Annotated in this window: 28 protein-coding genes and 5 pseudogenes; 20 read left to right on the plus strand and 13 right to left on the minus strand. The window is 68.4% G+C overall.

Features of this window, described 5'->3' with window-relative positions; translation table 11 throughout:
* Positions 1-70: 70 nt before the first annotated feature.
* Complete coding sequence (locus tag FVS66_RS30570; RefSeq protein ID WP_149184489.1) at positions 71-580, minus strand: hypothetical protein; 510 nt, start codon at positions 578-580, stop codon at positions 71-73.
* Between the two features lie 21 nt (positions 581-601).
* Positions 602-1,672, minus strand: a complete 1,071-nt coding sequence (locus FVS66_RS30575; protein ID WP_149184490.1) for a MerR family transcriptional regulator — start codon at positions 1,670-1,672, stop codon at positions 602-604.
* Between the two features lie 85 nt (positions 1,673-1,757).
* On the opposite strand from FVS66_RS30575, the pseudogene FVS66_RS36335 reads away from it, so the two are divergent.
* Positions 1,758-1,997 (plus strand): annotated as a pseudogene (locus FVS66_RS36335) (site-specific integrase); the annotation flags it as partial.
* Positions 1,998-2,003: 6 nt separating this feature from the next.
* Positions 2,004-2,206: pseudogene (locus FVS66_RS36640) on the plus strand (IS5/IS1182 family transposase); the annotation flags it as partial.
* A gap of 422 nt (positions 2,207-2,628) precedes the next feature.
* Here FVS66_RS36640 and FVS66_RS30590 read toward each other — a convergent pair.
* The 6 genes and pseudogenes from FVS66_RS30590 to FVS66_RS30605 form a co-directional block, all read right to left on the minus strand.
* Positions 2,629-3,069: a GNAT family N-acetyltransferase gene (locus FVS66_RS30590; protein ID WP_149184491.1), complete on the minus strand. Its 441-nt coding sequence runs from the start codon at positions 3,067-3,069 to the stop codon at positions 2,629-2,631.
* A 71-nt stretch (positions 3,070-3,140) separates the two neighbouring features.
* Positions 3,141-3,704, minus strand: a complete 564-nt coding sequence (locus FVS66_RS36340; RefSeq protein ID WP_262387295.1) for a hypothetical protein — start codon at positions 3,702-3,704, stop codon at positions 3,141-3,143.
* A 352-nt stretch (positions 3,705-4,056) separates the two neighbouring features.
* A pseudogene (locus FVS66_RS36345) lies at positions 4,057-4,203 on the minus strand (hypothetical protein); the annotation flags it as partial.
* 9 nt (positions 4,204-4,212) lie between these two features.
* Positions 4,213-4,461 carry a hypothetical protein gene (locus tag FVS66_RS36350; protein ID WP_149184492.1) on the minus strand — a complete coding sequence of 83 codons (249 nt, stop codon included), beginning with the start codon at positions 4,459-4,461 and terminating at the stop codon, positions 4,213-4,215.
* Positions 4,462-4,536: 75 nt separating this feature from the next.
* Positions 4,537-4,725: pseudogene (locus FVS66_RS36950) on the minus strand (ISL3 family transposase); the annotation flags it as partial.
* A 305-nt stretch (positions 4,726-5,030) separates the two neighbouring features.
* On the minus strand, positions 5,031-5,684 hold the full coding sequence (locus FVS66_RS30605; protein ID WP_149184493.1) for a DUF1326 domain-containing protein: 654 nt from the start codon (positions 5,682-5,684) through the stop codon (positions 5,031-5,033).
* 201 nt (positions 5,685-5,885) lie between these two features.
* Here FVS66_RS30605 and FVS66_RS36645 point away from each other — a divergent pair, with 201 nt between their 5' ends.
* Positions 5,886-6,215, plus strand: coding sequence for a hypothetical protein (locus FVS66_RS36645; protein WP_316248233.1), 330 nt, complete (start codon positions 5,886-5,888; stop codon positions 6,213-6,215).
* Positions 6,200-6,703, plus strand: a complete 504-nt coding sequence (locus tag FVS66_RS36650) for a DUF2182 domain-containing protein (RefSeq protein ID WP_316248234.1) — start codon at positions 6,200-6,202, stop codon at positions 6,701-6,703. The genes FVS66_RS36645 and FVS66_RS36650 overlap by 16 nt, the downstream gene beginning before the upstream one ends.
* 79 nt (positions 6,704-6,782) lie before the next feature.
* On the opposite strand, the pseudogene FVS66_RS30615 reads toward FVS66_RS36650, so the two are convergent.
* Together FVS66_RS30615 and FVS66_RS30620 are read right to left on the minus strand one after the other, a co-directional pair.
* Positions 6,783-7,111, minus strand: a pseudogene (locus FVS66_RS30615) (ArsR/SmtB family transcription factor).
* Positions 7,112-7,795: 684 nt separating this feature from the next.
* A complete protein-coding gene (locus FVS66_RS30620; protein ID WP_149184494.1) occupies positions 7,796-8,230 on the minus strand; it encodes a hypothetical protein in 435 nt (144 codons plus the stop codon).
* A 271-nt stretch (positions 8,231-8,501) separates the two neighbouring features.
* Here FVS66_RS30620 and FVS66_RS30625 point away from each other — a divergent pair, with 271 nt between their 5' ends.
* From FVS66_RS30625 to FVS66_RS30665, 9 genes are all read left to right on the plus strand, one after another.
* Positions 8,502-8,714 (plus strand): hypothetical protein, encoded by a 213-nt coding sequence (locus tag FVS66_RS30625; RefSeq protein ID WP_149184495.1) that lies wholly within the window; start codon positions 8,502-8,504, stop codon positions 8,712-8,714.
* Positions 8,715-8,870: 156 nt separating this feature from the next.
* Positions 8,871-9,692, plus strand: a complete 822-nt coding sequence (locus FVS66_RS30635; protein WP_149184497.1) for a hypothetical protein — start codon at positions 8,871-8,873, stop codon at positions 9,690-9,692.
* Entirely contained in the window at positions 9,689-10,510 is an 822-nt protein-coding gene (locus tag FVS66_RS30640) for a hypothetical protein (protein WP_149184498.1), read from the plus strand. The genes FVS66_RS30635 and FVS66_RS30640 overlap by 4 nt, the downstream gene beginning before the upstream one ends.
* Positions 10,507-10,752, plus strand: coding sequence for a hypothetical protein (locus FVS66_RS30645; RefSeq protein WP_149184499.1), 246 nt, complete (start codon positions 10,507-10,509; stop codon positions 10,750-10,752). Before FVS66_RS30640 ends, FVS66_RS30645 begins: the two co-directional genes overlap by 4 nt.
* Positions 10,749-10,943 carry a hypothetical protein gene (locus FVS66_RS30650; protein WP_149184500.1) on the plus strand — a complete coding sequence of 65 codons (195 nt, stop codon included), beginning with the start codon at positions 10,749-10,751 and terminating at the stop codon, positions 10,941-10,943. Before FVS66_RS30645 ends, FVS66_RS30650 begins: the two co-directional genes overlap by 4 nt.
* Complete coding sequence (locus tag FVS66_RS30655) at positions 10,934-11,290, plus strand: hypothetical protein (protein WP_149184501.1); 357 nt, start codon at positions 10,934-10,936, stop codon at positions 11,288-11,290. The genes FVS66_RS30650 and FVS66_RS30655 overlap by 10 nt, the downstream gene beginning before the upstream one ends.
* 14 nt (positions 11,291-11,304) lie before the next feature.
* Entirely contained in the window at positions 11,305-12,066 is a 762-nt protein-coding gene (locus FVS66_RS30660) for a hypothetical protein (RefSeq protein WP_262387296.1), read from the plus strand.
* A gap of 226 nt (positions 12,067-12,292) precedes the next feature.
* Complete coding sequence (locus tag FVS66_RS35295; protein ID WP_187645761.1) at positions 12,293-12,448, plus strand: hypothetical protein; 156 nt, start codon at positions 12,293-12,295, stop codon at positions 12,446-12,448.
* Between the two features lie 225 nt (positions 12,449-12,673).
* Entirely contained in the window at positions 12,674-13,831 is a 1,158-nt protein-coding gene (locus FVS66_RS30665; protein ID WP_316248235.1) for an HNH endonuclease signature motif containing protein, read from the plus strand.
* Between the two features lie 129 nt (positions 13,832-13,960).
* On the opposite strand, the gene FVS66_RS30670 is transcribed toward FVS66_RS30665, so the two are convergent.
* Positions 13,961-14,584 (minus strand): hypothetical protein, encoded by a 624-nt coding sequence (locus tag FVS66_RS30670; RefSeq protein WP_149184503.1) that lies wholly within the window; start codon positions 14,582-14,584, stop codon positions 13,961-13,963.
* A gap of 65 nt (positions 14,585-14,649) precedes the next feature.
* Here FVS66_RS30670 and FVS66_RS30675 point away from each other — a divergent pair, with 65 nt between their 5' ends.
* The 4 genes from FVS66_RS30675 to FVS66_RS30690 all read left to right on the plus strand — a co-directional run bounded on the left by FVS66_RS30675 (position 14,650) and on the right by FVS66_RS30690 (position 18,291).
* Entirely contained in the window at positions 14,650-15,093 is a 444-nt protein-coding gene (locus FVS66_RS30675; RefSeq protein ID WP_149184504.1) for a helix-turn-helix domain-containing protein, read from the plus strand.
* Entirely contained in the window at positions 15,093-16,325 is a 1,233-nt protein-coding gene (locus FVS66_RS30680) for a PBSX family phage terminase large subunit (RefSeq protein ID WP_399226636.1), read from the plus strand. Before FVS66_RS30675 ends, FVS66_RS30680 begins: the two co-directional genes overlap by 1 nt.
* Before the next feature lie 69 nt (positions 16,326-16,394).
* A complete protein-coding gene (locus FVS66_RS30685) occupies positions 16,395-16,823 on the plus strand; it encodes an HNH endonuclease signature motif containing protein (RefSeq protein WP_187645762.1) in 429 nt (142 codons plus the stop codon).
* Positions 16,810-18,291 carry a phage portal protein gene (locus FVS66_RS30690; protein ID WP_149184507.1) on the plus strand — a complete coding sequence of 494 codons (1,482 nt, stop codon included), beginning with the start codon at positions 16,810-16,812 and terminating at the stop codon, positions 18,289-18,291. Before FVS66_RS30685 ends, FVS66_RS30690 begins: the two co-directional genes overlap by 14 nt.
* A gap of 12 nt (positions 18,292-18,303) precedes the next feature.
* On the opposite strand, the gene FVS66_RS30695 is transcribed toward FVS66_RS30690, so the two are convergent.
* Both FVS66_RS30695 and FVS66_RS30700 read right to left on the minus strand, forming a co-directional pair.
* Positions 18,304-18,939 carry a hypothetical protein gene (locus FVS66_RS30695; protein WP_149184508.1) on the minus strand — a complete coding sequence of 212 codons (636 nt, stop codon included), beginning with the start codon at positions 18,937-18,939 and terminating at the stop codon, positions 18,304-18,306.
* A gap of 19 nt (positions 18,940-18,958) precedes the next feature.
* Positions 18,959-19,522: a hypothetical protein gene (locus tag FVS66_RS30700; RefSeq protein ID WP_149184509.1), complete on the minus strand. Its 564-nt coding sequence runs from the start codon at positions 19,520-19,522 to the stop codon at positions 18,959-18,961.
* Between the two features lie 186 nt (positions 19,523-19,708).
* On the opposite strand from FVS66_RS30700, the gene FVS66_RS30705 reads away from it, so the two are divergent.
* The 3 genes from FVS66_RS30705 (at position 19,709) to FVS66_RS30710 (ending at position 23,707) form a co-directional block, all read left to right on the plus strand.
* Positions 19,709-21,964: a phage minor capsid protein gene (locus FVS66_RS30705; RefSeq protein WP_149184510.1), complete on the plus strand. Its 2,256-nt coding sequence runs from the start codon at positions 19,709-19,711 to the stop codon at positions 21,962-21,964.
* Between the two features lie 11 nt (positions 21,965-21,975).
* Complete coding sequence (locus FVS66_RS36655) at positions 21,976-22,134, plus strand: Rmf/CrpP family protein (protein WP_316248236.1); 159 nt, start codon at positions 21,976-21,978, stop codon at positions 22,132-22,134.
* A 190-nt stretch (positions 22,135-22,324) separates the two neighbouring features.
* Positions 22,325-23,707 carry an IS701 family transposase gene (locus FVS66_RS30710; RefSeq protein WP_149180870.1) on the plus strand — a complete coding sequence of 461 codons (1,383 nt, stop codon included), beginning with the start codon at positions 22,325-22,327 and terminating at the stop codon, positions 23,705-23,707.
* Positions 23,708-23,754 lie beyond the last annotated feature (47 nt).

The following is a 23,754-nucleotide window of genomic DNA, read 5'->3' on the forward strand; positions in this document are numbered from 1 at the left end:
AGTCGGTGAAGAGCGTCAGCGCAGCCCGGACGGCTCGTTCGAACGGCTCGGTGCTTCCGCTCGGTGTGCATCACGCAGGGGAGCCGGGTGCAGAGGCTCGCCGTGTGCGGTCCCGCCCGGCGATGGCCTCGGCGACCTCGTGGATGGCGCCACGAAGAAGGTCGCCGTAGGCATCCTGCGGAAGATCGGGGGCGTGTGCTCTGGCCGCGTTGATGTGCTCGGTGGCGGCTTCGAAGGAGCCGAGTCGGCGATAGTTGTCGGCAAGGTTGAGGTGCAAGGAGGGGTAGAAGCCGGCGATGTGGAGGCTGGTGTGGTGCTCCTGTACGCGCTGCTCGGTGACGGCGTCGGCGGCGTCCAGGGCCCGGACGTCCCAGGCCAGGGCCTGGGCGGGATCTTCGTAGAGATCTGCCAGGTAGTGAGCGAGAGAGCAGCGGTGCATCGCGTCGCCGGTGACACCGATCGCGGACCACAGGCTCAGAAGTTCTTGGCGTGCAGAAGCGATGCCACCGGCTCGGCCCTTGGTGACGGCGTGGCTCATGGCTTCCATGGTCGGGTCGTGGCTGGCGGGTGCGGTGGGCATGGATGTTCCTCGTCGTCTTTCTCAGGCGGTGTGGTCGGACTTGATGGGCATGGCCAGAGTGGTGAGATCGCCGCGGTCGGCGGAGCGGATCGTGACGGGCTGGTCGCTTCCCCTCAGGTCGAGCATCACGTCGGGGCCGATCGCGGTGCTCACGGCGGGATAGAGCGTGGTCAGCTCGAAGCAGATCTGGAGGGCCTGCCCCGTCGCGGTAGCGGGGAGCGGGATGTCGGGGTGTTCGTCATCCGCTGAAACGACGTTCACTCCGTGGGCCGTAACGTGCAGCGCGATGCGCTCGCCGGTGTGTTCTTCCAGGGCTCGTAGAAGCAGAGCCTTCGAGACCGTCACACGGGTGGTGATCTCGCCCAGTGACGCGAGCATCAGCCGATAGTCGGGGAATTCATCGGGCAGCAACCGGCAATGCCGGTCCTCCCCGTCTTGCACACGGAGCCAGATCCCGTACGGCACCGCTTCGAGTCGCACCAGCGCGCTGCGGCGGATCTCCGCGACCGCGGCCCGCAGCTCGTCCCCGTCGACCGTGCCGGCCCACGTCCGCCTCGGTGGTCCAGTCGGCACCAGGGTTCGGGTGGCGAGCCGGTAGCGGTCAGTCGCGGTCAGGGTGACCGCCTCATGACCTACCTCGATGCGCAGGCCGGCGAGTACCAGCATCCCGGGCTCATGTGCCGTCGCGGTCAGGACCTGCTCGACCGCATCCGCCAGCACGGGACCCTTCTGCGCCGCAATCGGCAGGCTTGGCACATCGCCGAGCGCGGACTTGATGACAGCAGCCTTCTGCTGTGCTGCCGCCGCGTCTCCAACGACCTTCGACACATGCTCATCGAGCAGCCGGGATGCCTCGTCAGCCCCAGAGCCCAGTACCGCCTCGACACCAGCGAGGGGCATAGCAATCTCACGGAGTTGACGCAGCACGGTCGCCCGCGCAACCTGGTCAGCGCTGTAGTAGCGGTAGCCCGAGATCGGGTCGACTTCGGCAGGGGGCAGCAGCCCGGAGTCAGCGTAGAACCGCAACGCGCTGGGGGTCAGACCACTGCGCTGGGCAAAGACCCCGATCGGCATCAGCTCAGAATTCGGCACCTCGCCATCATTGAGCTTGAACCAACTCGAAGGTCAATACCGACGAGCGGCGCCACCAACCCCATGGCCGGCAACGGTGAAGACAGGCCAGGACCTCGTCGGCAGCCCGGCCGTGGGCGAATGGCTGGACCGATGGCTCGCCGGCAAGCGCATCCGGAAGTCGAGCATCAGCCGATACGAGACTGATGTCCGCGTGCACCTCAAGCCGCACCTCGGCGACCGGCGACTCGACCGGCCGCGTGTCAGCCACCTCAGCGAGATGTTCACCGACGCCCACGCCGGGATCCTGGAGCAGAACGCCCACGTCGTGCGGCAGTCGAGGTTTGCCGCGCACGGCACCCGCCTGGGTATCGACATCGAGGCCGTCGAACGCAACCCGCAGCAGACGGGGTTCGTCCCGCAGCCGAAGCGGTGGAAGGTCGAGCAGACCTACCGAATCCTGATATCGCACCGGCGCCTGGTCCGCGACTACGACCACCAGCCCGCCTCCTCGGCCTCCGCGCCCGGTGGGCGATGTCCCACGTCATGGTCCGCACCTCACCGGCGCGAACACTCCACCTCGCGCGATGCGCAGGCGGTGAGCGTCTGTCGGACCCCCCGGCTGTCAGGTGGAGAGGGGCCCATAGCAGCAGGACCGCGAAGCCCCTCCGCTCACACGAGCCATCCCACGGCGCCCCCATGTGACGCGCCATGCTCCAGGCAACAGAAAACCCCAGTGAGCGATTACCTGACCTGGGGCTCCTCTGAGCCGCCTTCGAGATTCGAACCCGAGACCTACGCATTGCGAGGCCACGATTGATCGTGCCGCCTCGTGACGACTGATGTCGGCGTACACGTGAACGTGGCTCTGGCAAGATTTTCGTAGCCGGAGATCATCCCTGTGCAGCGGTCGGTCGATGGGTGTGGCTCATTTGCAGGAGCTGTTGCGCAGGCCGTGAGGGCGCGGTCTGTCCCGGTCAGGAGAGCCGCAAGTCGATCCAGGGGACGGTGTCTCCAGGCAGCAGGTATCGCTCGGTCTCGACGAAGCCGTGCTTGAGCGCGAACCGCAGTCCGTCCTCGTTGGAGGACAGGACGACGGTCTCGATCACCTCGGCCCCCAGTTGCCGGGCCCGGTTGAGCCCGTGCGCATAGAGTTCCTCGCCGAACCCCCGCCTGCGGTGAGCGGCGAGCACGCGGGCGATGACTGTGGCAGCCGGTGTTTCGTCCGTCGGCGGGCGCACCGTGCTGCAGCCCACAAGATCGTCATCGAGATACGCGATCTCCAGGTGGTTGCGCCGGGCACGTTCCCGTACCTCGTCCAGAGAGAGGGAGTGGGTAGGAATGATCACGTTGTGGGCGTACTGCCAGTCTTTGAGCGTGGTGTCGCCGTCCGGCTGCTGGATGCGAAGATCAGACATTGCAGCAGGACACCCGAGGACACCCCGGACGTCAACTCTGGGCGTGTCTATGTCTTCAGGTAAGTCCCTGATCAAGCCGTGAGGTCGTAGTGCTGCTGCTCGGGGGTGTCGGCGTACTGGTGGGTGTGGCTCTGTCGTAGCCGGAGATCATTCCGGGGTGAGGGTTGGCTGGTCCGCGTAGCGGCGCGTAGGTGGGCGATCAGTACGACTCGGTGGCGGAGGAGTGGGACGCCGGCGCGGCCTGCCATGATGCGTTTCTGGAGCTTCACGTCGGTGATGCGGCCCTTGCTGCCTCCGGAGTTGTAGGGGCTGGTGATCCCCTGGGCGACCGCGTGCCGGTCTTCGCGCAGGGCGGTGGCGATGCCGGCGAGGTGCGGAAGTCCGCTGTTGGTGAGGTCATCGAGCCAGGCCGGCAGCGGTGTGGCGTCGCACGTATCGAGCATGGCGGCGAACTGACGGACCAGTTCGTGGGTGCGGTGCAGTTCCGGGCAGTGTTCGAGCAGCCGCCGCAGACGCTCCGCCGTCTGCGGGCCGTGCCGGACCGGGCCGGCGATGATCCAGCGTGCGGCTTCGCGTGGAGAGGGCGGTCGTTCGCGGGGCTCGTCCAGAGGCAGGCCGCGTCGCAGCGGTGCCATCCAAGGTTGACGGGCGGCGGGGAGGGCGGCGCATCACCTCGTGCCAGCTGCGGGCCCTGGCGTATTTGCGGACGGTGCGGCGGTCCAGCCCGAGTTCGCGGGCCGTGGCACTGTAGGGGCGGCCGGCATCGGTCAGCGCGTGGATGGCCTCGAAAAGGCGCCGGGCGTGCCGACTGGCGGGCGTGTCGGGCCCGGGTTCTGTTGTCGTCGAAGGAGGCTCCGGACCGGCTGGTTCGGAGGCGGGGAGAGCGGCTGGCAGGCAGCCGCGGTGGGCTGCGGCATTTCCCTGAACGCGCCGGGACAGGCCCTGCCACAGGTGGAAGCGGTCGCTGACCTGGACGGCGTCGGGGGCGCCGTCGGCTATGCCCTGCCGGTAGGTGAGGGAGCCGTCGCGGCAGGCGATCTGAACGCCGGGATGCGCGCGGAGCCATCGGCTGAGCTGTTCGGCGTCCCGGCCCTCCCAGAGGGTGAGGGGGAGGCGGGTGGTGGCATCGACCAGGAGGGTGCCCTAGGTGTCGCCGTAGAGCGCGAAGTCGTCCACCCCCAGCACCCGGGGTGTGACCAGCGGCGGCAGCGGCATCCGCGTCAACTGGGCGAGCACGGTGCACCGCGAGAGTCTGACGTTCAGGACCCGCAGCATCCGGGCCCCGCCCCGACCCGCCAGCACAACACCGACCGACTCGACCAGGTGCTGCAGCAGCGGCGTCCGCCGCTGGTAGCGGACGGTCAGCCCAGGCACCTGTTCGGCGAAGGTCACCTTCGGACAGGACGGGTTCTCGCAGTACAGACGGCGCAAGGACAAGTCGATCCGGACCGACCGGCCGCCGAGCGCCGCATCGGCGAGGTGCCGGACGTAGCGGCTGTGGATCCAGTCGCTCAGGACACCGCACCCGCTGCACCCCGCAGGAACACGGGATCGGGTACGAGCTTCAATCACCACGACAGGACCGGAAGTATCAGCGGAGAACACCAGTAACCCGGCCAAGTGCGGTAACAGCTTTGACAGTTCAACAGAACACACTCAAAGGCTGCCCGCCCCGCAAACCGGGCGACTGCCCGCATCAGGATGATCTCCGGCTACGAAAATCTTGCCAGAGCCAGCTTAGGTCGTACGCCGACAACTGATGCCGCGGGATGCTGTTGTTCCTGATCAGACCACCTGCGTCGTGCTGAGCGCCGGTATCTCGTGCCGCACCATCCACAGGCGTCCGGCCACCCTTTGGCCACATCCGGCAGCCCTGGACCCGCCCCCCTGCCTGCACCACACGGGTGTCAGACTCCCACAGACCGCTCAGCCCCACCACGGCATGATCGAAGAAGCGGGCTTCAGGTCGGACCCGACCAGTCGAAGGTGATGTGCTTGCTGGACTGACCCTCCCGGCTCCAGCGGAAGCCGAAGGCGTCGGCGCGGTCCGCGGTCGCGCGGCCCCAGGTCGCGACCTGCCCCGGACCGGTCTCCGATCCCGGCAGGTTGGTGGACTGCACACGCGCCCCCTCGGGGGTCGTCGGTCCGGTGAGGGCCATCGCACTCGCCTCGACCCGGCCCGGAACGGTGGCCTTCCAACCGCCGAGGTCCTCGTCGACCTGCACCTCGATGGGGGCGAAGTCCATGCCACGCATCTCGGCTCCGAACATGCTGATCATTTCGGCAGGCCAGCTGCCGGCCTGACCACTGAAGATCATCTGCAGTGCCTCGCGCTGCGCATCGTCGGCCCTCTCGTCAAGGAAGACGGCCCCGTACGCATCGGAGTGCTCGGCCCACACGTTGCCGACGAACGAGGCGACCATCAGCACGTTGAGGCCGTCCAGCGGCACATCACCGTAGCGTCCCTCGCGCACATGCCAGGCCAGGACTCCCTCGCAGTCACCGTAGGTGGGCGGCTGTGCGAACGAGCAGGGGCACGGCACATCGCACTTACAAGTGTCGAACCAGTCCCCGGACGCATGCCACTTCGGAACAGACTTCGTAGTCTCCGTCATGTCCTCGCCTCCTCGCGACCCACACCGGGTGAATCAGGTGGTCGGCAATCTCGCGGGGAAAACGCCGCCGCGGGACACCGCATCCGCTCGGTGACACGGGCCATCACCTCCATCCTCCTCCCTATGCCGCAGGAGAGCCAAGGCGTCCGGGACGGAGCCGATGCCTCGCAGGCGGCCGCCTTCTGTGGTGACGCTGGAAGCGTGTTCCGTAATCGGGCATCCCTCTCCGCGCCCATGCGGCCGGGCAATCTGCTCCCCGCCCGGGAGATGACCATCGCCTGGCCCCTCATGCTGCTGCTCGCCCTGCTCGCTTGGCTCCTCGTGGTCGGGCAGGCCGACGACACGGAGATGGGGCCAGGGGCGATGGGCCTCGGCCTGCCGCTGTTCCTGCTGCTCTGGGTGATCATGATGGCCGCCATGATGTTCCCGTCCGTGTCGCCGGTGGCCATCACCTGGGTCCGGCCATCGGCCGTCAGTCGTCCGGCGCCGTCCGGGCAGCGCGGACCGCGCAGTTCGTGGGCGGATACCTGATCGCTTGGACGGCACTCGGACTCGTGGTTTACGGGATCCTCACGGTGACCGGCAACCTGGTCGACAGCCACCCCGACGCCGGGCGCTGGATCCGCGCCGGAGCCTTTCTGCTCGCCGGACTTCATCAGCTCAGTCCGCTGAAGAACGTGCGCCTGCGCCACTGCCGAAGCCCCATGGGCCAACTCGTGCGCTACGCCGGCTACCGGTCGCACGCCCGCGATCTGCGCGTCGGGGCCCACCACGGGCTCTACTGCGTGGGCTGCCGCTGGGGCCTCATGATCGTCCTTGTACCGCTCGGCACCATGAACATCGCGGCGATGGCCGGACTCGCGGTCGTCATCTTCATCGAGAAGCTGTGGCGGCTGGGACCGGTGTTCAGTACGGCGGTCGGTGTCGTGTTCCTGGTCCTGGCCGCGCTGGCCCCGTTCCAGTCCTGGCTTCTGCCAGGACTGGAACATTCGGGGCCGTCAACGCGACCGATGACTTAGGTGACTGACGGGTTGATCAGCTTCCGGCGTGCCAGCGCATCACGCCGTGCCGGGGACGGCCCGAGGGATATCGCGGCCATCAGCAGCAGCCCTCCGTCTCCGCGTCCGGGCAGGTCCGGTCCGCCTCGACCGCCACCACGGCGTTGCGCAGGTCGTCCAACGCGTGCCCGAGGCGTTCATCGGCCAGTAGCGGGTGCGGCGACCGAAAGGCACGGCGACGACCAGACCGCAGTCCCGCAGGCACGCCAGGTGGTTCGACAGCCTCGTGCGGGAGATACCGAGGGCGTCGGCGAGATCGGAAGGGTGAGCCGGGGCCTCGCGCAGCGCGAGCAGCAGTCGGCAGCGGATCGGGTCAGCGAGCGCGCGGCCGAAGCGGGCCAGCACCTCGATGTCGGAGGCAACAGTCAGCTCAAGAAAACAAGAAACCGCAAGTCAGAGTCCTGACCTGCGGTTTCCCTTGGAGCCGCCTTCGGGATTCGAACCCGAGACCTACGCATTACGAGCGCCAGATGCTTCCTGTCGGATAGGTTCACGAAGTGCCGCCGTATGGCAGTAACCGCAGGTCAACGCCCTGCGGCGGCGCTTCTCCGTGCCAACCCGTGACAACCGGTTCAGAGCAGTTCGGGCACGCATTGGGCACGCATTGGGCACGCGCCGGGCACTCAGGAAACGCGGTCTGACCTGCGCAAACGATGCCCCTTCGAACGCCACGCTACACCGGACCCCTGACATGCAGAAGGGGCCGCACGGCTCGTGCCCGTGCGGCCCCTTCTCCGCTGCTACGCCTTGCCCGGCTCGGGGGTCGGCTGTGGACACTTCGGGGCTCGGTCCTGACCGCCGGCGGTGGGGGGCAAGGCGTTCAGGACAGCCTCAAGGGCTATGGCCCCGGTGTCGGTGATGTGTCTGTCGTCGAGCAGGATGTCGCGCTTATCAGCAGTGGCGCGACCTGCTGCGGGTGCTTTGTCGTCGAGTCGGGTACGGCGGACGCGGTACAAGATGCCCCCCTCGTGGCATGGCGAGAGCCTCACTCGAACATATGCCCGAGGCAAGGCCCGAACCACATTAGCGCCCACATCGCCGCAGGTCACGCGACTAGGACCCTGAGTTACCTTCACCCAGCACCTTGATCGTTGCGCCTTCAAGATCGAGCTTCTTGAGCGCGTCTTTAACCAACGTCAGCCCATCGGCCCGCGTTCCAGGCTTGTAGGCCACGACGACCGAGACCTCGGGGGTCGACATGCCGAGGATGTCGCCGGCGGTCAGCCCGACCCACTCGGCCGCAGCCGCGCGCTTGACGTCGACCAGCGATCGACCGGTCGCCGCAGCGATGGCGCCGACGATCCATCGGTCATGCCGGTAGCTCTCACCGTTCTTGATCTTCGCGAGGGTTGTCCACTGGAGCTTCTTGCCCGTTTCGGGGTCGACTGCCCGCTCGGCCACGTTTCGCAGGGTGGCGCCTGGGACGGCGAGCACCTCGCGAACCATGTCGGTGAAGGGCGTCGAGCTCTCGCCGCCTGTGGGGGACACGGGTTCTCATCTCCGTTCTTGTCGCAGAACGCGAACGATCTTATATAAGCAGCCATCACCCCGGATTGCACACCCCTGAACTGCATTGACGTGCCGAATCCGCCACACGTACGGTTGTTCTTGTTCGAGAACAGCAACAGGCAAACCAGTCTAGAACGGGCTCCGTTGACTGCTGCTGTTCGAATTCAGGAACACATGGGGGGATCTTGTGAGTGTTGTCTTTGCTGGCCCGCCGCCGCGCAGCCGGAACACCAAGCACGCGTTGATCGCGATGGAGCTCGCTGAGCGTTCGGGCGAGTGGGCAATCGTGCAGCGTCTCGGGTCGATCGCCCGAGCGTCGTCTGCCGCGCAGGCCATCCGAAGTGGCCGACTGGCCGCGTACCCCGGGGGCGAGTTCGAGGCGGTCGCCCGGTCTGTCGTCGAGCAGGGGCGCGTCGAGCACCGGGTTTACGCCCGCTACGTCGGCGCCGAGTCCGTGGCTTGATCTGCGATTTCTGGGACGGCGCCGCCGGCGCCTACTGCCGCGCGATCGGCACCCGCCGCTACATCGTCGGCAACCGGTGCCCCGCCCATACGCCCGCCGCGCTCGCCGGCCGGCCCGAACCTCCGGGCTCGCCGATACCCGTAAGGAGACGTTCCGTTGAGCCTCGCCGCGACGGATCGGGTTTGGTCCCAGTCCGGCAGCCGAGGCGCCGCTCGTCTGGTTCTGCTCGCAATCGCTGATCGGGCCGACGCCGACGGCGTCGCCTACGCCGGTACCGCCTCGCTCATCCGCCGCACCCGCGCCGCCCGATCCACCGTCCGCGACGCCGTCGACACCCTGCTCGCCTCGGGCGAGCTCACCGTCGTCGAGGGCAAGCTCGGCCCCGGTGGAGAAACGGTTTACCGCCTCCCCCTGCTCGATACGAGGGGGGCCGGAGATCGGCCCGGACCGGATACCGACCCGGGCCGGACATCGGCCCCCCGGGGACCGGTGAGCGGCCCCGGGGAGGACCGGAGATCGGCCCCGGGGGGACCGACTACCGGCCCGGGGGAGGGCCGGACATCGGCCCCCGGGGGGCCGACTACCGGCCCCCAGAACAAAAGAAGCTCTCTACAAGACGAACAGCAGCAGCCGCGCGCGACGAACACCGCGGCAGCGCTGATTCCCGAACTGCGTCCGCTCGACGCCGCTCTCGTCGCCGCCTCGATCACTGTCCGGTGGTCGCTCGGCCTCGGCGAGCAGCGCGACGTCAATCGGCTCGCACAGGCACACGGCGTCGAGGCCCTGGTCGACCTCGCCGCCCGCCGCACCAATCCGGGCGAGGCACCGAAGAGTGCCCGCTACTGGCTCAAGGTCTGGTCCGACCTCGACCGGCCGGCGCCGAGCGCGCCGCCTCGGGCGTCGACCTCGACCGCGAGCTACGCCGACAACCTCGCCGCCGGCCTCGCCCTGCTCGCCCAAAAGGAGAGCCGCTCATGACGCCCGAACAGATCGCCGCACTGCTGGCGTTCGCCGGAACCCTCGACAGCCGAGTACGCCGAGCCCTCGCCGACCCGCAGCAGTCCGCCCGCACCATCTCGGAGTGGACCGCCGCCGTCGCCGACGTCCCAGCCACCATGCCCGAAACCGGATGGGACGCCGCCCGCGCCACCCGCCGCTACTACGAGCAGCAAGGCGGCAACAAGTCCTCGCAGTACCGGCCGATCGAGCCGCACGACCTGCTCGCCGCATGGGGGCCGCACCGGGCCGAGCTCATGAACCGGCACACCGACCCCGTGCCGGCCGCCGACCCGGACAACCCGCAGGCATGGCGCGAGGAACTGCTCGGCACCCGCGCCGCAGTCGCCCGCGGCCACGCCGCCCCCGCGCAGTACCGCGCCGAGATCAACGCTGGCGGGCAGAAGCGTCTCGCCGCGCTCATGTCGGGAGTCGGCAACGGGCCGCACCGGTACATGCCCGCGCACGTCGCCGCCGACCTCGCCCAGTTCCGGCCGAGCCGTGCGCACCGCGAGCAGCTCGTCGCCGAGGGCATCCCCGACCCGCTCGACGTCCGTTGCCCGTACTGCCTCGCCACCGTCGACGAGCAGTGCCGGAGCAGCTTCCGCAACCGCGGCAAGGGTCGCCGGCCCCTGTCTGGCGTTCACCCCTCGCGCGTCGAGGCGCTGATCGCCCAACTCGGCGACGGCGAGCAGACCGACGACGAGCAGGTGCGCCTCGCCCGCATCATGTGCCAACCGCCCGCGCCTCGACGAGACGCTCGCGCTCGGCACACCAGCGGCGGGGGCGAGGCCCGATGATTCCCGCCGCCGCGCGCGCCGTGATCGCCGCGCACCTGACCGACGAGCTCGACGTGCATCCGCACCGCGCGACCGTAGCGGTTGCCGCGCTCGCCGACCGCCTCGCCATCGACGGATGGCACATGACCGACACCTACCCCGCGCGACCGGTCGCGCCTCGCGCGCGGGAGACCCGCGGCGCTCGGCGCGCCCTCGACCGACTGCTGCGCCGTGCCCGAACGAACGGAGAGACAACCCCGTGAGCGCCGCCCTGCTCGCCCTCGCCGTGACGCTCGCGCTCGCCCTCGGCGCCGCCCTCGCGTACGCGGTCCGTATCGACGACCGCCTCGACCGCGAGCTGCGCCGCCTCGGCCGCCGTCCGTGCACGACCACCTGCACCACCTGCTCGACGACGCGCCGAGCCGAGAACGGAGAGACCACACCATGGCCCTGACCACCCCTCCCCGCACCCGGTCTCGGCGCGGCCGGAGCGACGCCCGCGAGGCAGTGCGCGACGCACGACGCAACGCTCTGCGGGTTCTGCTCGCCCGCGCCGACCGCCAGGTGCTCGGCCTCGGCCCCGAGGACACGGCGCGGCTGCGGCAGCTCGTCGAGGCCGAGATCACCGACTGCGACAACTTCCGCCGCTCGGCCGGCGGGCAGCAGGCCGCGGCGCTCAGACTGACGCACCGCGTCGCCGCCGCCGAGCAGGCCATCGTCGAGGCCGAGGCCGAGCGCGACCAGTACGCCGCCGAGGTCGAGGCGCTGCGCTCGGCCGCAACCGAGGGCGGTAGCCAGTGAGTTACGCACAGGCTGTGCACGAGACCGTGCGCGCGCTGCGGACGATCCGCGGCCGGTGGGCCGACCTGCTGCTCGCGATCGAGACCCCGCCGGCCGATCACTGGCCCCCGCGGCAGCTCGCGCACATCATGCGTGAGGGCGACGACGAGCTGCTCGTCGAGGACCGGGCGCCGTTGGTGTTGCGCGAGCACCCCGCCCCGCTCAACCTCGGCGCGCTCGATGCCGGCCGCGGCGTCGAGCGGCTCGTGTTCGACCTCGCCGACACCCTCGCCGCCGCAGTGCAGCGCACCGAGCAGGGCGACCCCCGAGCGTGGCTATCCCCGGACCCGAGCGCGCCCGACAGTCGGCGCGCGGCCGGATCGCGGGCGCACGGGCTGCATTGGGCGTGCGTGTGGATCGAGGGGCGCGTGCAGGATGAGGACACCGAGCCCGAGCGCGAGCTCGGCGGCGCCCTCGCCCCGCCCCCGTTCGAGGTGCTGCCGCTGCACCTGCTGCATGAAGCGAGGCGTACCGCGCGGATCGCCGAGGCCCGGGTGCTGCGCGCCCTCGGCCTCGACCAGCGCGAGACCCTGCTGCCCGAGCCGTGCCCGTGGTGCGAGGGCGAGCTCACCCTGCACAGTGCCCCCGACGGGCCGCCGGCCGTGACCTGCTCGGGCGGTCGGGACTGCTCGGCACCCGTCCCCCTCGACCGCACGGAGCGGGCGCGGGTGTGGGAGTGGGACGACCTCCCCGAGCTGATCGCCGCGCTCGGGGTGGACATCGGCGCCGCGGCGTAGGCGGACGACAAGGGGCCAAGCAGCTTCCTGCTGCTTGGCCCCTTTGCTGTCTTCCTCAGCGCTCAGCTAGATAACGATTCGTCAAAGTGACGGCCCGCTCCTTCCCTTGACTGAGACGCTCCGCTCAAGGAGCGTGTCTATCTTTCTTTGAGCGAAATTTAGATGGTTGCTACACCTAACTAGCTGTGTGTGACTGCCACAAGAAACGTCGGAGGAGACAATTCAAATGTCGGTGCGTAAGAAGTTTCTTCAAATCATTCGCGAGGCACTTCAGAGCGGCGACGGCACGCTACGCCTGCTCGCCCTCGTGCGGGCCGGAATGACCTGCCTCGCCCTCGCGGCCGGCGCCGTCGTCGCCGCGCGGTACGCCAACCTGCTGTAGGGCCCGGAATGATGCATCACCCCGGTGATGCGGTGTTATTAACCGCCTCGACACGGGCGGTCGACCACAGATCCGGCCGATCGTAGACACCGGGCTCCCCGCGGTGCGGGGTGCCCGGCATCGGACGGCCGCCGCTCCGGCACGAGCTCGGCAAGCCCTGTCAGTCCTGTTGTCTACGCTCAACTCGACACGGACGACTGAGAGGTGCCAGTGAAGATCCAAGACTTGACGGATGCCGAGGCCGTGAAGGCGGCCCTTGCCGAGTTTGACGACCTCGGCGGGATCGCGTTCCGGAAGCGGTACGACTTCGGCGCCTCGACCCGCTATTACGTCAGCCACGCCGGCCGGCTCTACGACGCAAAAGCCATCGCAGGTGTGGCCCACGGGCATCAACACCCAGACGCCGGCGCGCTGGCGAACGATCAGTTTGACGGCGGAGAGGCAGCGACCAACAAGGTACTGCGCAGCCTGGGGTTCACGGTGCTGGATAGCCACTCTCAGACGGTGGAGCAGGAACGTGCTTGGCGACTCGCAGTGTGGGCGAACCTCGTCGACCGCCGAGACGACAACGGACTACTTACCGCCGATGCCGTTCGGGATGTCGGCGCATACGGCAACTTCCGAGGCATCTGGGCGGACCTGTCGCGCACGAAGAAGGTGCATCCCGACGGCGCGACCATGGGGCTCAAGCACACAGGCCAGCACTACCCCGATGACCTCAGCGAGACCGGAGTGCTCTACCACTACCCGGTAACCAAGGCCCGAGGGCGTGATCTCGCCGAGGTCAACGCCACAAAGGCCGCCGCCGAACTCATGCTTCCCGTGTTCGTGATCGCCGAAGTGGGCGAACACCGCACCGTTCAACTTGCCTGGGTTGAAGGTTGGGAGGACGAGAGCAGCCTGTTCCTCGTCGAGTTCGGCGACAAGGCCCCCGAGCGCATCATCGACAGGGATCGCTCAGACGACGAGCCGTTCTCGCTGGAAGGCAACCGCAGCCGCAAGCGGACTTCCTCCGTGACCGTCCGACCCGATCAGGCTCGATTCAAGCTGGAAGTGTTCCGCCGCTATGGCCCTCGCTGCCCCCTCTCTGGCATCGCGGTTCCGCAGATGATAGAAGCTGCCCATCTACGCGGAGATGCGGACGGCGGAAGCTCCGACGCCCGCAACGGCCTGCCGATGAACGCCGCCCTTCACCGAGCGTTCGACGCTCACCTCTTCGCGATTCACCCCGACACTCTCGCCGTTGAGGTTCGCCCGCAGGGCCCGAGCCTCGACGAACTCGGCATCGTCCACGCGCGGCTTGACCTCCCCCGCCCCCCGCACCGGGACGCACTTGCCTGGCGGTACAGGGAGTGGTTGAACCGCACCGGCCGTTCTGCCTGACCCGCGAGTCACGAATCACCCTTGCGCCGTTATCGTTCCGTGACCTAGAGTTGGGAGCGCCTCCGGCGTGCCCGGAAACAACCAGTGTTCTTCCGCTCCGCCACCATCCCCCGGTGGCGGGGCGGTCTGCTATGCGGCGGGTCGAAGGTTCGAGATTACTTCGAGGTGCGCGAGCACCAACTCGCAGCTTGCTACGAAGTCAAACGCCGCGTCCGGTAGAACAGTGTGCTGACCGTGCGTAACTCGCGCCCGTAGGCGATACAGGTTCAGCATCGTGTCGGCGATGTGGGGCGCCAACAGTCCGTGCTGACGCAACGCCTGAATAGTCGTCGATGTGTTGTAGATGCGCGGAGACTCAGGCCCCTGCGGGAGTTGAGGGGTAGTCTTCCGCAGCGCCGTTTCGACTGCTCGCCAAGCGATCATCACGGCACTATCCGGCGAGGTCGCAACCAACTCCAACGCCTGGTTGATGGCTTCATCACGTTCCCGCCTGTGGCCCACGGCACTGTGCATCAACGTACCGCCGTAAACCGTCACGTCTCCACTGGCTTGGATGGTGTCCGAGCTCTCTACCTCCTCATACGTCCGCGCGGCCTCTTCCGCGAACTCGATCGCCCCGGCAGGGGTTTCCAGCCGAGTCATCCGACCGAACGCGCGCTTGAGATGACGACGGAACGACCACGCAAGCACCAGAACCACCGACGGCCAGACCAGTGCCTCGACGTATTTCAGAACAAGCTCTGCGACATCCACCCGCACATAGTGGCGTACGGCTTGGACCCCCGTAGCACGAACTGATCTATCGGGTGGGGGTGGGCATGGCTAAGCCGATCACGTCCGCCGACTGCGAGGCGGTCCGCCGTCTGCACGCTGAGGGCAAGTCCCGAAACCAGATCGCCCGGGAGACCGGACGGAGCGCCGCCACCGTCTCGAAGATCGCCGCCGAGCTCGGGCTCGCTTTCTCTGGCGGGGCGCGGGTCGCCGCCGCGACCGAGGCGCGCACGGCGGACGCCGCCGCCCGCCGCGAGCAGCTCGCCGACGACGCCCTCGACGGCGCCCTCGCTCAAGTTGAGCGGGTCGGCGCCGCCGACTCTGCCCGCGACGCCCGCGACTACGCGACCGCGGCCCGCGCGCTCACCGAAGTTCACACCAAGGTCGCCGAGCTCGCCCGCCACACGAAGACCAGCAGCGCCGGCGGAATGCTCGACCGCCTCGCCGACGCCCTGCTCGGCCCGCAGTTCGGTGCACCGGACGGGGGGTGATTCCCTCGGCGGGACACCTCTCCGACAAGCAACTGCGCTCGATCCGTGAGGCCACGCGCCGTATCAACCTGTGGCACGGCAGCGTGCGGAGCGGCAAGACGATCTCAAGCCTGTTGCGCTTCCTGCTCGCCGTGCGGCGGGCGCCGGCCTCGGGACTCATCCTGATTGTGGGGCGGTCGCTCGCCACGATCGAGCGGAACGTGATCGAGCCGCTGCAAGACCCCGAGCTGTTCTCGGATACCGCGGCCGAGGTCCACCACACCCGCGGTGCAACAACGGCCGTGATCCTCGGCCGAGTTGTCCACCTGATTGGCGCGAGTGATTCTCGATCCGAGGGCCGGCTGCGTGGTCTGACCGCGTCCGTCGCGTACGCCGATGAGGTCACGCTGCTGCCGGAAGCGTTCTTCACGCAGCTACTCGCCCGCCTGTCCGTGGTCGGCGCGATCCTGATCGGGACCACGAACCCCGACGGGCCGAGACACTGGCTCAAAGCGAAGTACCTCGACCGGCAGCACGAACTCGACCTTGCTTCCTGGCACTTCAAGCTCGCCGACAATCCGGCCCTATCGCCCGCCTACGTCAAGGCACTGTCCGCCGAGTACACCGGCCTATGGCGACGCCGAATGATCCTCGGCGAGTGGGTCGTCGCCGAGGGCGCGATCTACGACATGTACGACGAGCAGCAGCACGTCGTCGACGAGCTGCCCGAGATGCATCGCTACTGGGTCGGCATCGACTACGGCACGAGCAACCCATTCTCGGCGATCCTGCTCGGCCTCGGCGTCGACGGCCGGCTGTACGCGGTGAGCGAGTGGAGACACGACGCCCGCGCCGCTCACCGGCAGATGACCGACGCGCAGTACAGCCGCGCCGTCCGCGACTGGATCGCCGAGCAGGGCGTGCGACCCGAGTGGACGTTCATCGACCCGAGCGCGGCGAGCTACTCCACGCAGCTATGGGCCGATGGGTATCCGAACGTGGCGCGCGCCAATAACGCAGTGCTCGACGGCATCCGCAGCGTGGCGAACGCGCTCGACGCCGGCGCGCTGCTCATTCACCGCTCGTGCGAGGGGCTGCTCGCCGAGTTCCCCTCGTATGTATGGGACGACGCCGCCGCGGCCCGCGGTGAAGACTGCCCGGTGAAGGCTGACGACCACAGCCTCGACGCTCTGCGGTACGCGGTGCACAGCACCGTGCACGAGTGGCGCGGTCTGCTCACGACCGCCGCCTGACTGCTCCCCCTCCCCGCCCCGTGGCGCTGCGCTGCGCCCGGGGCCCGAGCAGGCCGAGGGGGTGGTCGCGTGCGTGATCTGACCGACCGGTTCCTCGACAAGGTCGCCGCCGGCCCGCTCGGTTGCTGGGACTGGACAGCGCACGTCAAGCCCAACGGGTACGGGCAGATCAAGGTCGCCGGCCGGCCGCAGTACGCGCACCGCGTCTCTTATGAGCTTGCACGGGGCCCGATCCCCGAGGGGCTCGTGATCGACCACCTGTGCCGCCGTCGGCACTGCGTGAACCCCGACCACCTCGACGTGGTCACCACCCGGACCAACATCCGGCGAGGACTCAGCCCCGCCGCGCGCCGCGCCCGCCAGACGCATTGCGCCCGCGGGCACCGGTTCAACCGAGCGAACACGTACATCGCAAGGAACGGCACCCGGCACTGCCGGCCGTGCGCAGCGCTGCGTGCCCGAGACCGTCGGCGGGGGGTGAGCTGTGCCCCTGCCTGACAACGGCGCACCGTGGCCGCCGCCGGCCCTCGCTCGGCACTACGCCGAGCTGCGGGTCGATGATGCGTGGTACTCCGGTGACCGCGACAAGCTCGCCAACGTCTACCGCAGCAACCCACAGCGCCGCGACGGCCGGCGCCGGTTGTGGGGGCGCGACCGCACCCAGCAGCCCGGGGCCCCCGATCACCGGCTGCACATCCCCCTGCCCGGCGACATCGCCACCGCCTCGGCAGACCTGCTGTTCAGCGAACCGCCCGAGTTCACCGTCACCGACACCTCGACGCAAGACCGACTCGACGAGCTCGCCGAGTCCGACGGCATCGCGAACACCCTGCTCGAAGCGGCCGAGGTCGCCGCGGCGCTCGGCGGCGTCTATCTGCGCGTCACCTGGGATCGGTCACTCTCCGACCGGCCGCTGCTCACCACCGTGCACCCCGACGCCGCCGTGCCCGAATGGCGCTGGGGGCAGCTCGCCGCCGTCACCTTCTGGCGCGAGCTCGCCGCGGACTCCGTCACCGTGTGGCGACACCTCGAACGCCACTCCCCCGGACGGATCGAGCACGCGCTCTACCAGGGATCGCCCGACAACCTCGGCGTACGGGTACCGCTCACCGAGCACCCCGACGTCGCCGAGCTCGCCGCCTCGCTCGGCCCCGAGGGCGACGCGATCGAGACCGGTATCGACCGGATGTCCGCCGCCTACTGCCCCAACATCCGTCCCCACCGCAAGCACCGCGGATCGCCATTCGGGCGCAGCGACTACGGCGCGCCCCTGTACGACTTGTTCGACAGCCTCGACACGACATGGACATCGTGGATTCGCGACCTGCGGCTCGCCCGCGCGCGGCTGCTCGTACCCGACGGGTACTTGCGCGACCACGGACCGGGCCGCGGCGCGTCGTTCGACGACGACCGGGAAATCTGGACGCTACTCAACATCCCGCCGACCGAGCAGGGCGGCGCGGGAATCACGCTGAATCAGTTCCGCATCCGCGTCGACGAGCACGAGCGCACCTCGACGGCGATCACCCGACAAGCCGTAATGAGCGCCGGCTACTCCGCGGCGACGTTCGGCCTCGGCGACCAGGGCGCCGCGGTTACCGCGACCGAGGTCAAGGCACGCGAGCGAAAGAGCATGATCACCCGCGGCAAGAAAGTGAGGTACTGGTCGCCGCCCGTGGTCGAGATGCTGTACGTCCTGCTGCTGCTTGACCGGGCGCTGTTCACCCCGCGGATCGTGCCCGAGCGACCGAGGGTCGTGTTCGGCGACTCGATCACCGAGGACACATCCTCGCTCGCGCAGACTCTTTCCCTCCTCCAGCAGGCGCAAGCTGTCTCGACCGAGACCAAGGTTCGGATGCTCCATCCCGAGTGGGACGCGGCAGACGTGCAGGCCGAGGTCAAGCGCATCCTCGTCGAGACTGGGGCAGCCGTGCCCGACCCCATGCAAGCGTTGCAGCTTGACTAAATGGGGTGGCGCTCACCGCAGAGATTCACCGCCCCCCTGAACGAATGAAGAGATCACGTCCGGCACACTTTCTTCAAACCCGACGTGACCTACGACCGTCAATCGAAGTTGCCAAAGAAGCCCTTGAACTTGCAAGAGTGCGGATTCACCGAGCAGTCGCAGAGGAGGGTAAGGGCACTCTCGATGCGAGGCTTCGAGCTCTCTCACAGCCTCCCAAAGGGCACTAGCGCTAGCGAGCTTATCCCACCACTCCGGGTTGATCAGAAATAGCTTGGCAATGTCAGCACTGAACACCGAGAGATCAATCGGTGAAACATACGCACTGACTCTCCGCTCATTCTTCGCGGCCACGTGAACCGGGTATAGGGGAGTGGTGTCACACTTAAGCAGTGCGAGAAGTGCCTCATTCTTGCCTACGACGAATGGCCTCCCCTTGCTCGTGTCAAGAATTGCCGGGATTAGAGAGTATTCAGCCGCAGCGAGAAGCGTAAGAGCTCTGATCGTCGGCAGTTCCCCTTCGATTTCTGGATTGCCGCTCATCCAGCTCCGACTAAACTCATCGATGGACTTTAGCCCAGCCCCCTCAAAGTGGAAGAGATCAACGCGCGCGAACTCCGCAACGATTTCATCGGGCATTTCGAGTCCCATCGCAGATATCCCGGTCCTGTCATTTGATTGCGAACGGGTGAGCGAACAGAGAGGTCACCAGGCACGTCAATCCGTAACCGGCGCTCCATACTGTGAAATTTGACAGGAGTCCAGCCATTACAAGGCAGCCTGGTGCGGAAACCTCATAAGACACCAACGTATACAGCAGAAGCCCGAGGATTACGCCGACCACCAATGAAACCGCGCCAACTTGAACTGTAATAGTGGCCGCGCGATCTCTCAGAAAGGCAAAAATGAGACCCAGTACGACACCCTGAACCGTAACCGCCAGCTGAATGGTCTTAGACATAGCATCGGAAAGTTCCGGAACTTCAGGATGCTCATGGGCAGGTCCCCGTACGGCGAGGAACCTCCATAGCACGGTGGCACCCAGGTAAGAGAAAATAACTGCGGATAGAGCTAGGGTCGCCACAATTAGGGACGCCGGAAGTTCTGCGATCCACATGGACAGCGCGGCAATCAGCGCCATAACTCCAGCTAGTGCAGGAACACCCACAATCAGATATACCGCAACACTGGGGGCAGGCTTGGGCTGTTGCCGCTCCCCCTTTTCCTCCACCACTGTTCCTCCATACGCATACGGCGTGTCCAATTAGCGTGATGGCACGCCGCAGCTGACTCAACGGGAGGGAGAGGGGTGGCCTAAGCATTTCACCTCTTCGAGTGATTTCGCATTATGTCCCGGGATGGGTTTGCCCGCCTTACTCAGGTGGCGCCACCGCCAGCGACTGAGCCGGAGGTGCCGTCAGTGCCAGTTTCTCCGGGCCTCGTGGAGGATTTGTCCACCGGCGTCCGCAACCTGTACGCCGACGCCGAGCAGCGCTTGCTCTCGCTCGTCGCACGGCAGCTCGCCGACGGGTTCGACGCGCCTGGTTGGGCGGTCGCCAAGCTGCGCGACATCCAGCCGCTACGGCGAGCAGCGCAGGGCGTCGTCGACGCCCTCGCGACCGCCCTCGATCTTGAGGTGTTCTCGGCGGTCACCGAGGCGTACGACATCGGGACGAGGGCCGGCCTCGCCGAGCTCGGCGCCCTCTCCGATGCCGACGGCCGGCGGATCGCCGACAGCACCCCCAACACCCGGGCCGTTGACCGACTCGCCGCCGAGACGATCGAACTCGTCACCGAGACACACCGCGGGATCTTGCGCGGCATCGAGGACGGTTACCGACAGATCATCAGCGAAGTGTCGGCGACGCCGCTGCTCGGTATCGACACCCGTCGGCAGGCCGCGCAGCGCGCCGTCGAACGGTTCGCCGACCGAGGGCTGCGGACGTTCGTCGACAAGGGCGGGCGCGCGTGGCAGATGACCAGCTACGCCGAGATGGCCGTGCGAACCGCCGTCGGGCGGGCCGCGGTCGAGGCGCACGGCGACAAGCTGCGCGCCGCCGGTATCGGTCTGGTCATCGTCTCCAACGCCCCCCACAACTGCCCGTTGTGCGCACCGTTCGAGGGAAAGGTGCTCAGCCTCGACGGACCGGGCGGCGCCCGAACGATTGAGGTCGAACACGCCACCGACGACGACCGCACCGTGCGGGTTCACGTCGCCGGATCACTGGCCGACGCCCGCCGGCACGGGCTGCAACACCCCAACTGCCGGCACTCGACCTCGGCCTACTTGCCGGGGGTGACCCGGGCCCCGGTCGAACACTCCGAGGACCCCGCCGGCTACGAAGCCACGCAGCGGCAGCGGGCGATCGAGCGCGCCATCAGGAAGTGGAAGAACCGCAGCGCCGCCGCGGTCACGCCCGAGGCCAAGAAGGCGGCCGAGACACGGGTGCGGCAGTGGCAGGGCCGGATGCGCGAGCACCTCGCCCAACACCCCGAGCTCATCCGCCGACGTGAGCGCGAGCAGCCCGGGGCCGGCAACCTCCCGAGCACCGCGCCGCCCCCGCCGACCGATGCAGTCCAGGCCGCGCGCGTGCGAGCAGGCGACGAGCGCACCCTGCCCGAACTCACCGACGAGCAGCTCGGCGCCGCCCTGCGCCCGGGGGTGCTCGACGAGCACGACCGCGACCGGATCGCCGCCGAGGCGGACCGCCGCGACGAGCAAGAGCTGCTCGACCGCATCCGCCCCGGCGGTCGCATGGTCGACAGCCTCGCGCAGTTCTCCGACGACGAGCTCGCCCGTGTTGCACTGCACCTCGCCGACGAGGGGCTGCTGCGCGTCATGGCCGAGGCCGACCGGCGCGACATCGACGCCGCCATGCCCGCGATCCGGCGCGACCTAATCGGCATGTCCTCGCGCGACCTCGCCACCCGCGCCCGGAACGTGCCCGAGGACCGTCTGGCGATCGGCGCCGAGACCCACCGCCGCCGGGCGCTCGACGAACTGTTCGCCGGCGGGCGCCTCGCCGCCGACCTCTCCGCACTCGGCGACGAGCTGCTCGTGTGGGGCATCCGCTACGCGACACCTGACGACGCCGAGCGGATCGCCGCCGAGATCGACAACCGGCACCCGCCCGCCCCGCCGCCGCCCGCGGCCGGCGCGACGGTCGGCGACACCCTCGCCGCCCGAGACGCCCTCGACGCCGCCATGCACCCGATCCGCCTCGACGACCCACCGCCCGCGGACCCCGACGACTGGGGACCGTACGGCGCCGACGTCGAGCGCGGCCCGGACGGCACCGAGCACATGTCCGCCACCGAACGATGGGTGTACGAGCGCGAGCTCGAAGCCCGAGCGGCTCGCGAGGCGTACAGCCGCGAAGAGATACGCGAGATGTACCAAGAGCACATCTACGTGCAGTGGCTCGCCGCCGAGGACGCCACCCGCGGCCACATGCTCACCAAGAAGGCCGAGGCCGCCGGCGTCGACCCCCGATCGCTGTTCACCGGGCCGGCACACGTCGCCTACGCCCGCGCGAGCGAAGACCTGATCAGGTATTGGGAAGACGTCTCACCCCGAATCACGCTCGCCGAGTTCACCGAGCAGGTAACCGGCGTCAAGAGCGGAGCGGGCGAGACCGCCCGCCAGTCCGCGCACGCCCAACGACTCAAGCAGTAGGGGGTGATCCTTTGGGGTTCCGCGAGAACGCGCTACGCGCCCGCCGGGACGGGCTCGCCGCCGCGCGAGCAGGTCGGCCGCCGACGGACTGCCCCCGCTTCAACGACCCACGGCTGACCGCCGCTTGGGTCCGCGGTTACGCCAGGTCCTTTCCCGAGGAAGACGCCTAACCCGCGGAATCACACTTTCCCCCTACCTTCCTTTACCGCTTCCTTGATCTCATCCAGAGAATCGACTACGTCAGCTAATCCAATCACCTTATCCCCCCTAGTACTCCAGTCGCACTTCGTGATCTGACGGGGCGACGGGTGACGTGGGGGCGCCGGGGCATGGGCGAGGCCCCCTGTTGATCATGGTGTTGTGACGCAACATGAAGATCAGGGGGCCTCTGCCGTCAGCATAGATCCCTCGCTGTTCCAGGAGAAGTTCGACGAGCTCGCCGCCGAACTGGCACCGCTGTTCGCCCGCCGTGAGCCGCGGGCGCACGCTGCGGCGTACGTGCGCGGCCTGCTGGCCGATCTGCCACGCAAGAACTGCTGGACCCTGTCCGAGCAGGCCGGAGCGGCGCGCGCGTTCGGGATGCAACGCCTGCTCTACCAGGCGGTGTGGGACGAGGAGGCCGCCCGCGACGCGGTGCGGCGCTTCGCCGTGCGCCACCTGGCCGCGCCCGGCGCGGTGCTGGTCTTCGACGAGACCGGCCAGGAGAAGAAGGGCAGCGTCACCGCCGGCGTCGGCCGCCAGTACACCGGCACGACCGGGCAGGTCAGCAACGCCGTGGTCGCGGTGTACTGCACCTACGCCAGCGCCCTGGGGCACTGCCTGATCGACGGCGACCTGTACGTCCAGGAGCACTGGACCAAGGACCCCGACCGATGCGAACGCGCGGGACTGGGACGGGACTTCACCTTCCACACCAAGACCGCGATCGCCCTGGAACAGGCCCGCCGCGCGGTGGCCGCGGGGCTGGTCATCGACTGGGCAGCCGGGGACGAGGTCTACGGCCGCAGCACCAAGCTGCGGGGCTTCTTCGAGGAGCAGGGCATCGGCTACGTCTTCGCCGTCGGCGTCAACTTCCAGGTGCCCACCAGCGTCGGACCGATCCGGGCCGACCTGCTCGCGGCGAAGAAGATCCCCAAGCGGGCGTGGAACCGGATCTCGTGCGGACAGGGCGCCAAGGGCCCGCGTGTCTACGACTGGGCCCAGGTCGCCACCAGCAGCCCCCGGCATCATCTGCTGGTCCGACGCTCCCTCGCCGACCCCACCGACCTGGCCTTCTTCTACGCGTATGTGCCCGAGGGCCGGTCGATGGCCCTGCCCGGCCTGGTCAAGATCGCCGGAATCAGATGGGCGGTGGAAGAAGACTTCGCCGACGGGAAGGACGCGGTCGGACTGGACCACACCCAGGCCCGGCGCTACCGCTCCTGGCGCCGGCACATCGTGCTCGCCATGGCCGCGCTCGCCCTGCTCGCCGTGATCTCCAGCCTGGACCGGCGCGTGCACCCGGCCCCGGTCCTGCCCGCCGACGGCGAGGCTGAACCACCCGAGGACTTCGGCCAGATCGCCCTGACCGTCCCGGAGGCCCGCCGCCTGTTCCAGCTCTTCACAGCCCTTCTGCGGGACCTGCCCACCACCCTCGCGGCCCGCCGCATGGCCTTCCACCTGCAATGGTCCGCCTGGCGACGCCGCCACCAAGCCCGCTCCCGCTGGCACCACTACAAGAAACGCCTTGCCGCCCTCGCATGACCTCCAGGCTCCACTGCCCCTCAGATCACAAAGTGCGACTGGAGTAC

The sequence above is a fragment of the Streptomyces sp. TRM49041 genome (assembly GCF_008271805.1).
Classification (GTDB): Bacteria; Actinomycetota; Actinomycetes; order Streptomycetales; family Streptomycetaceae; genus Streptomyces.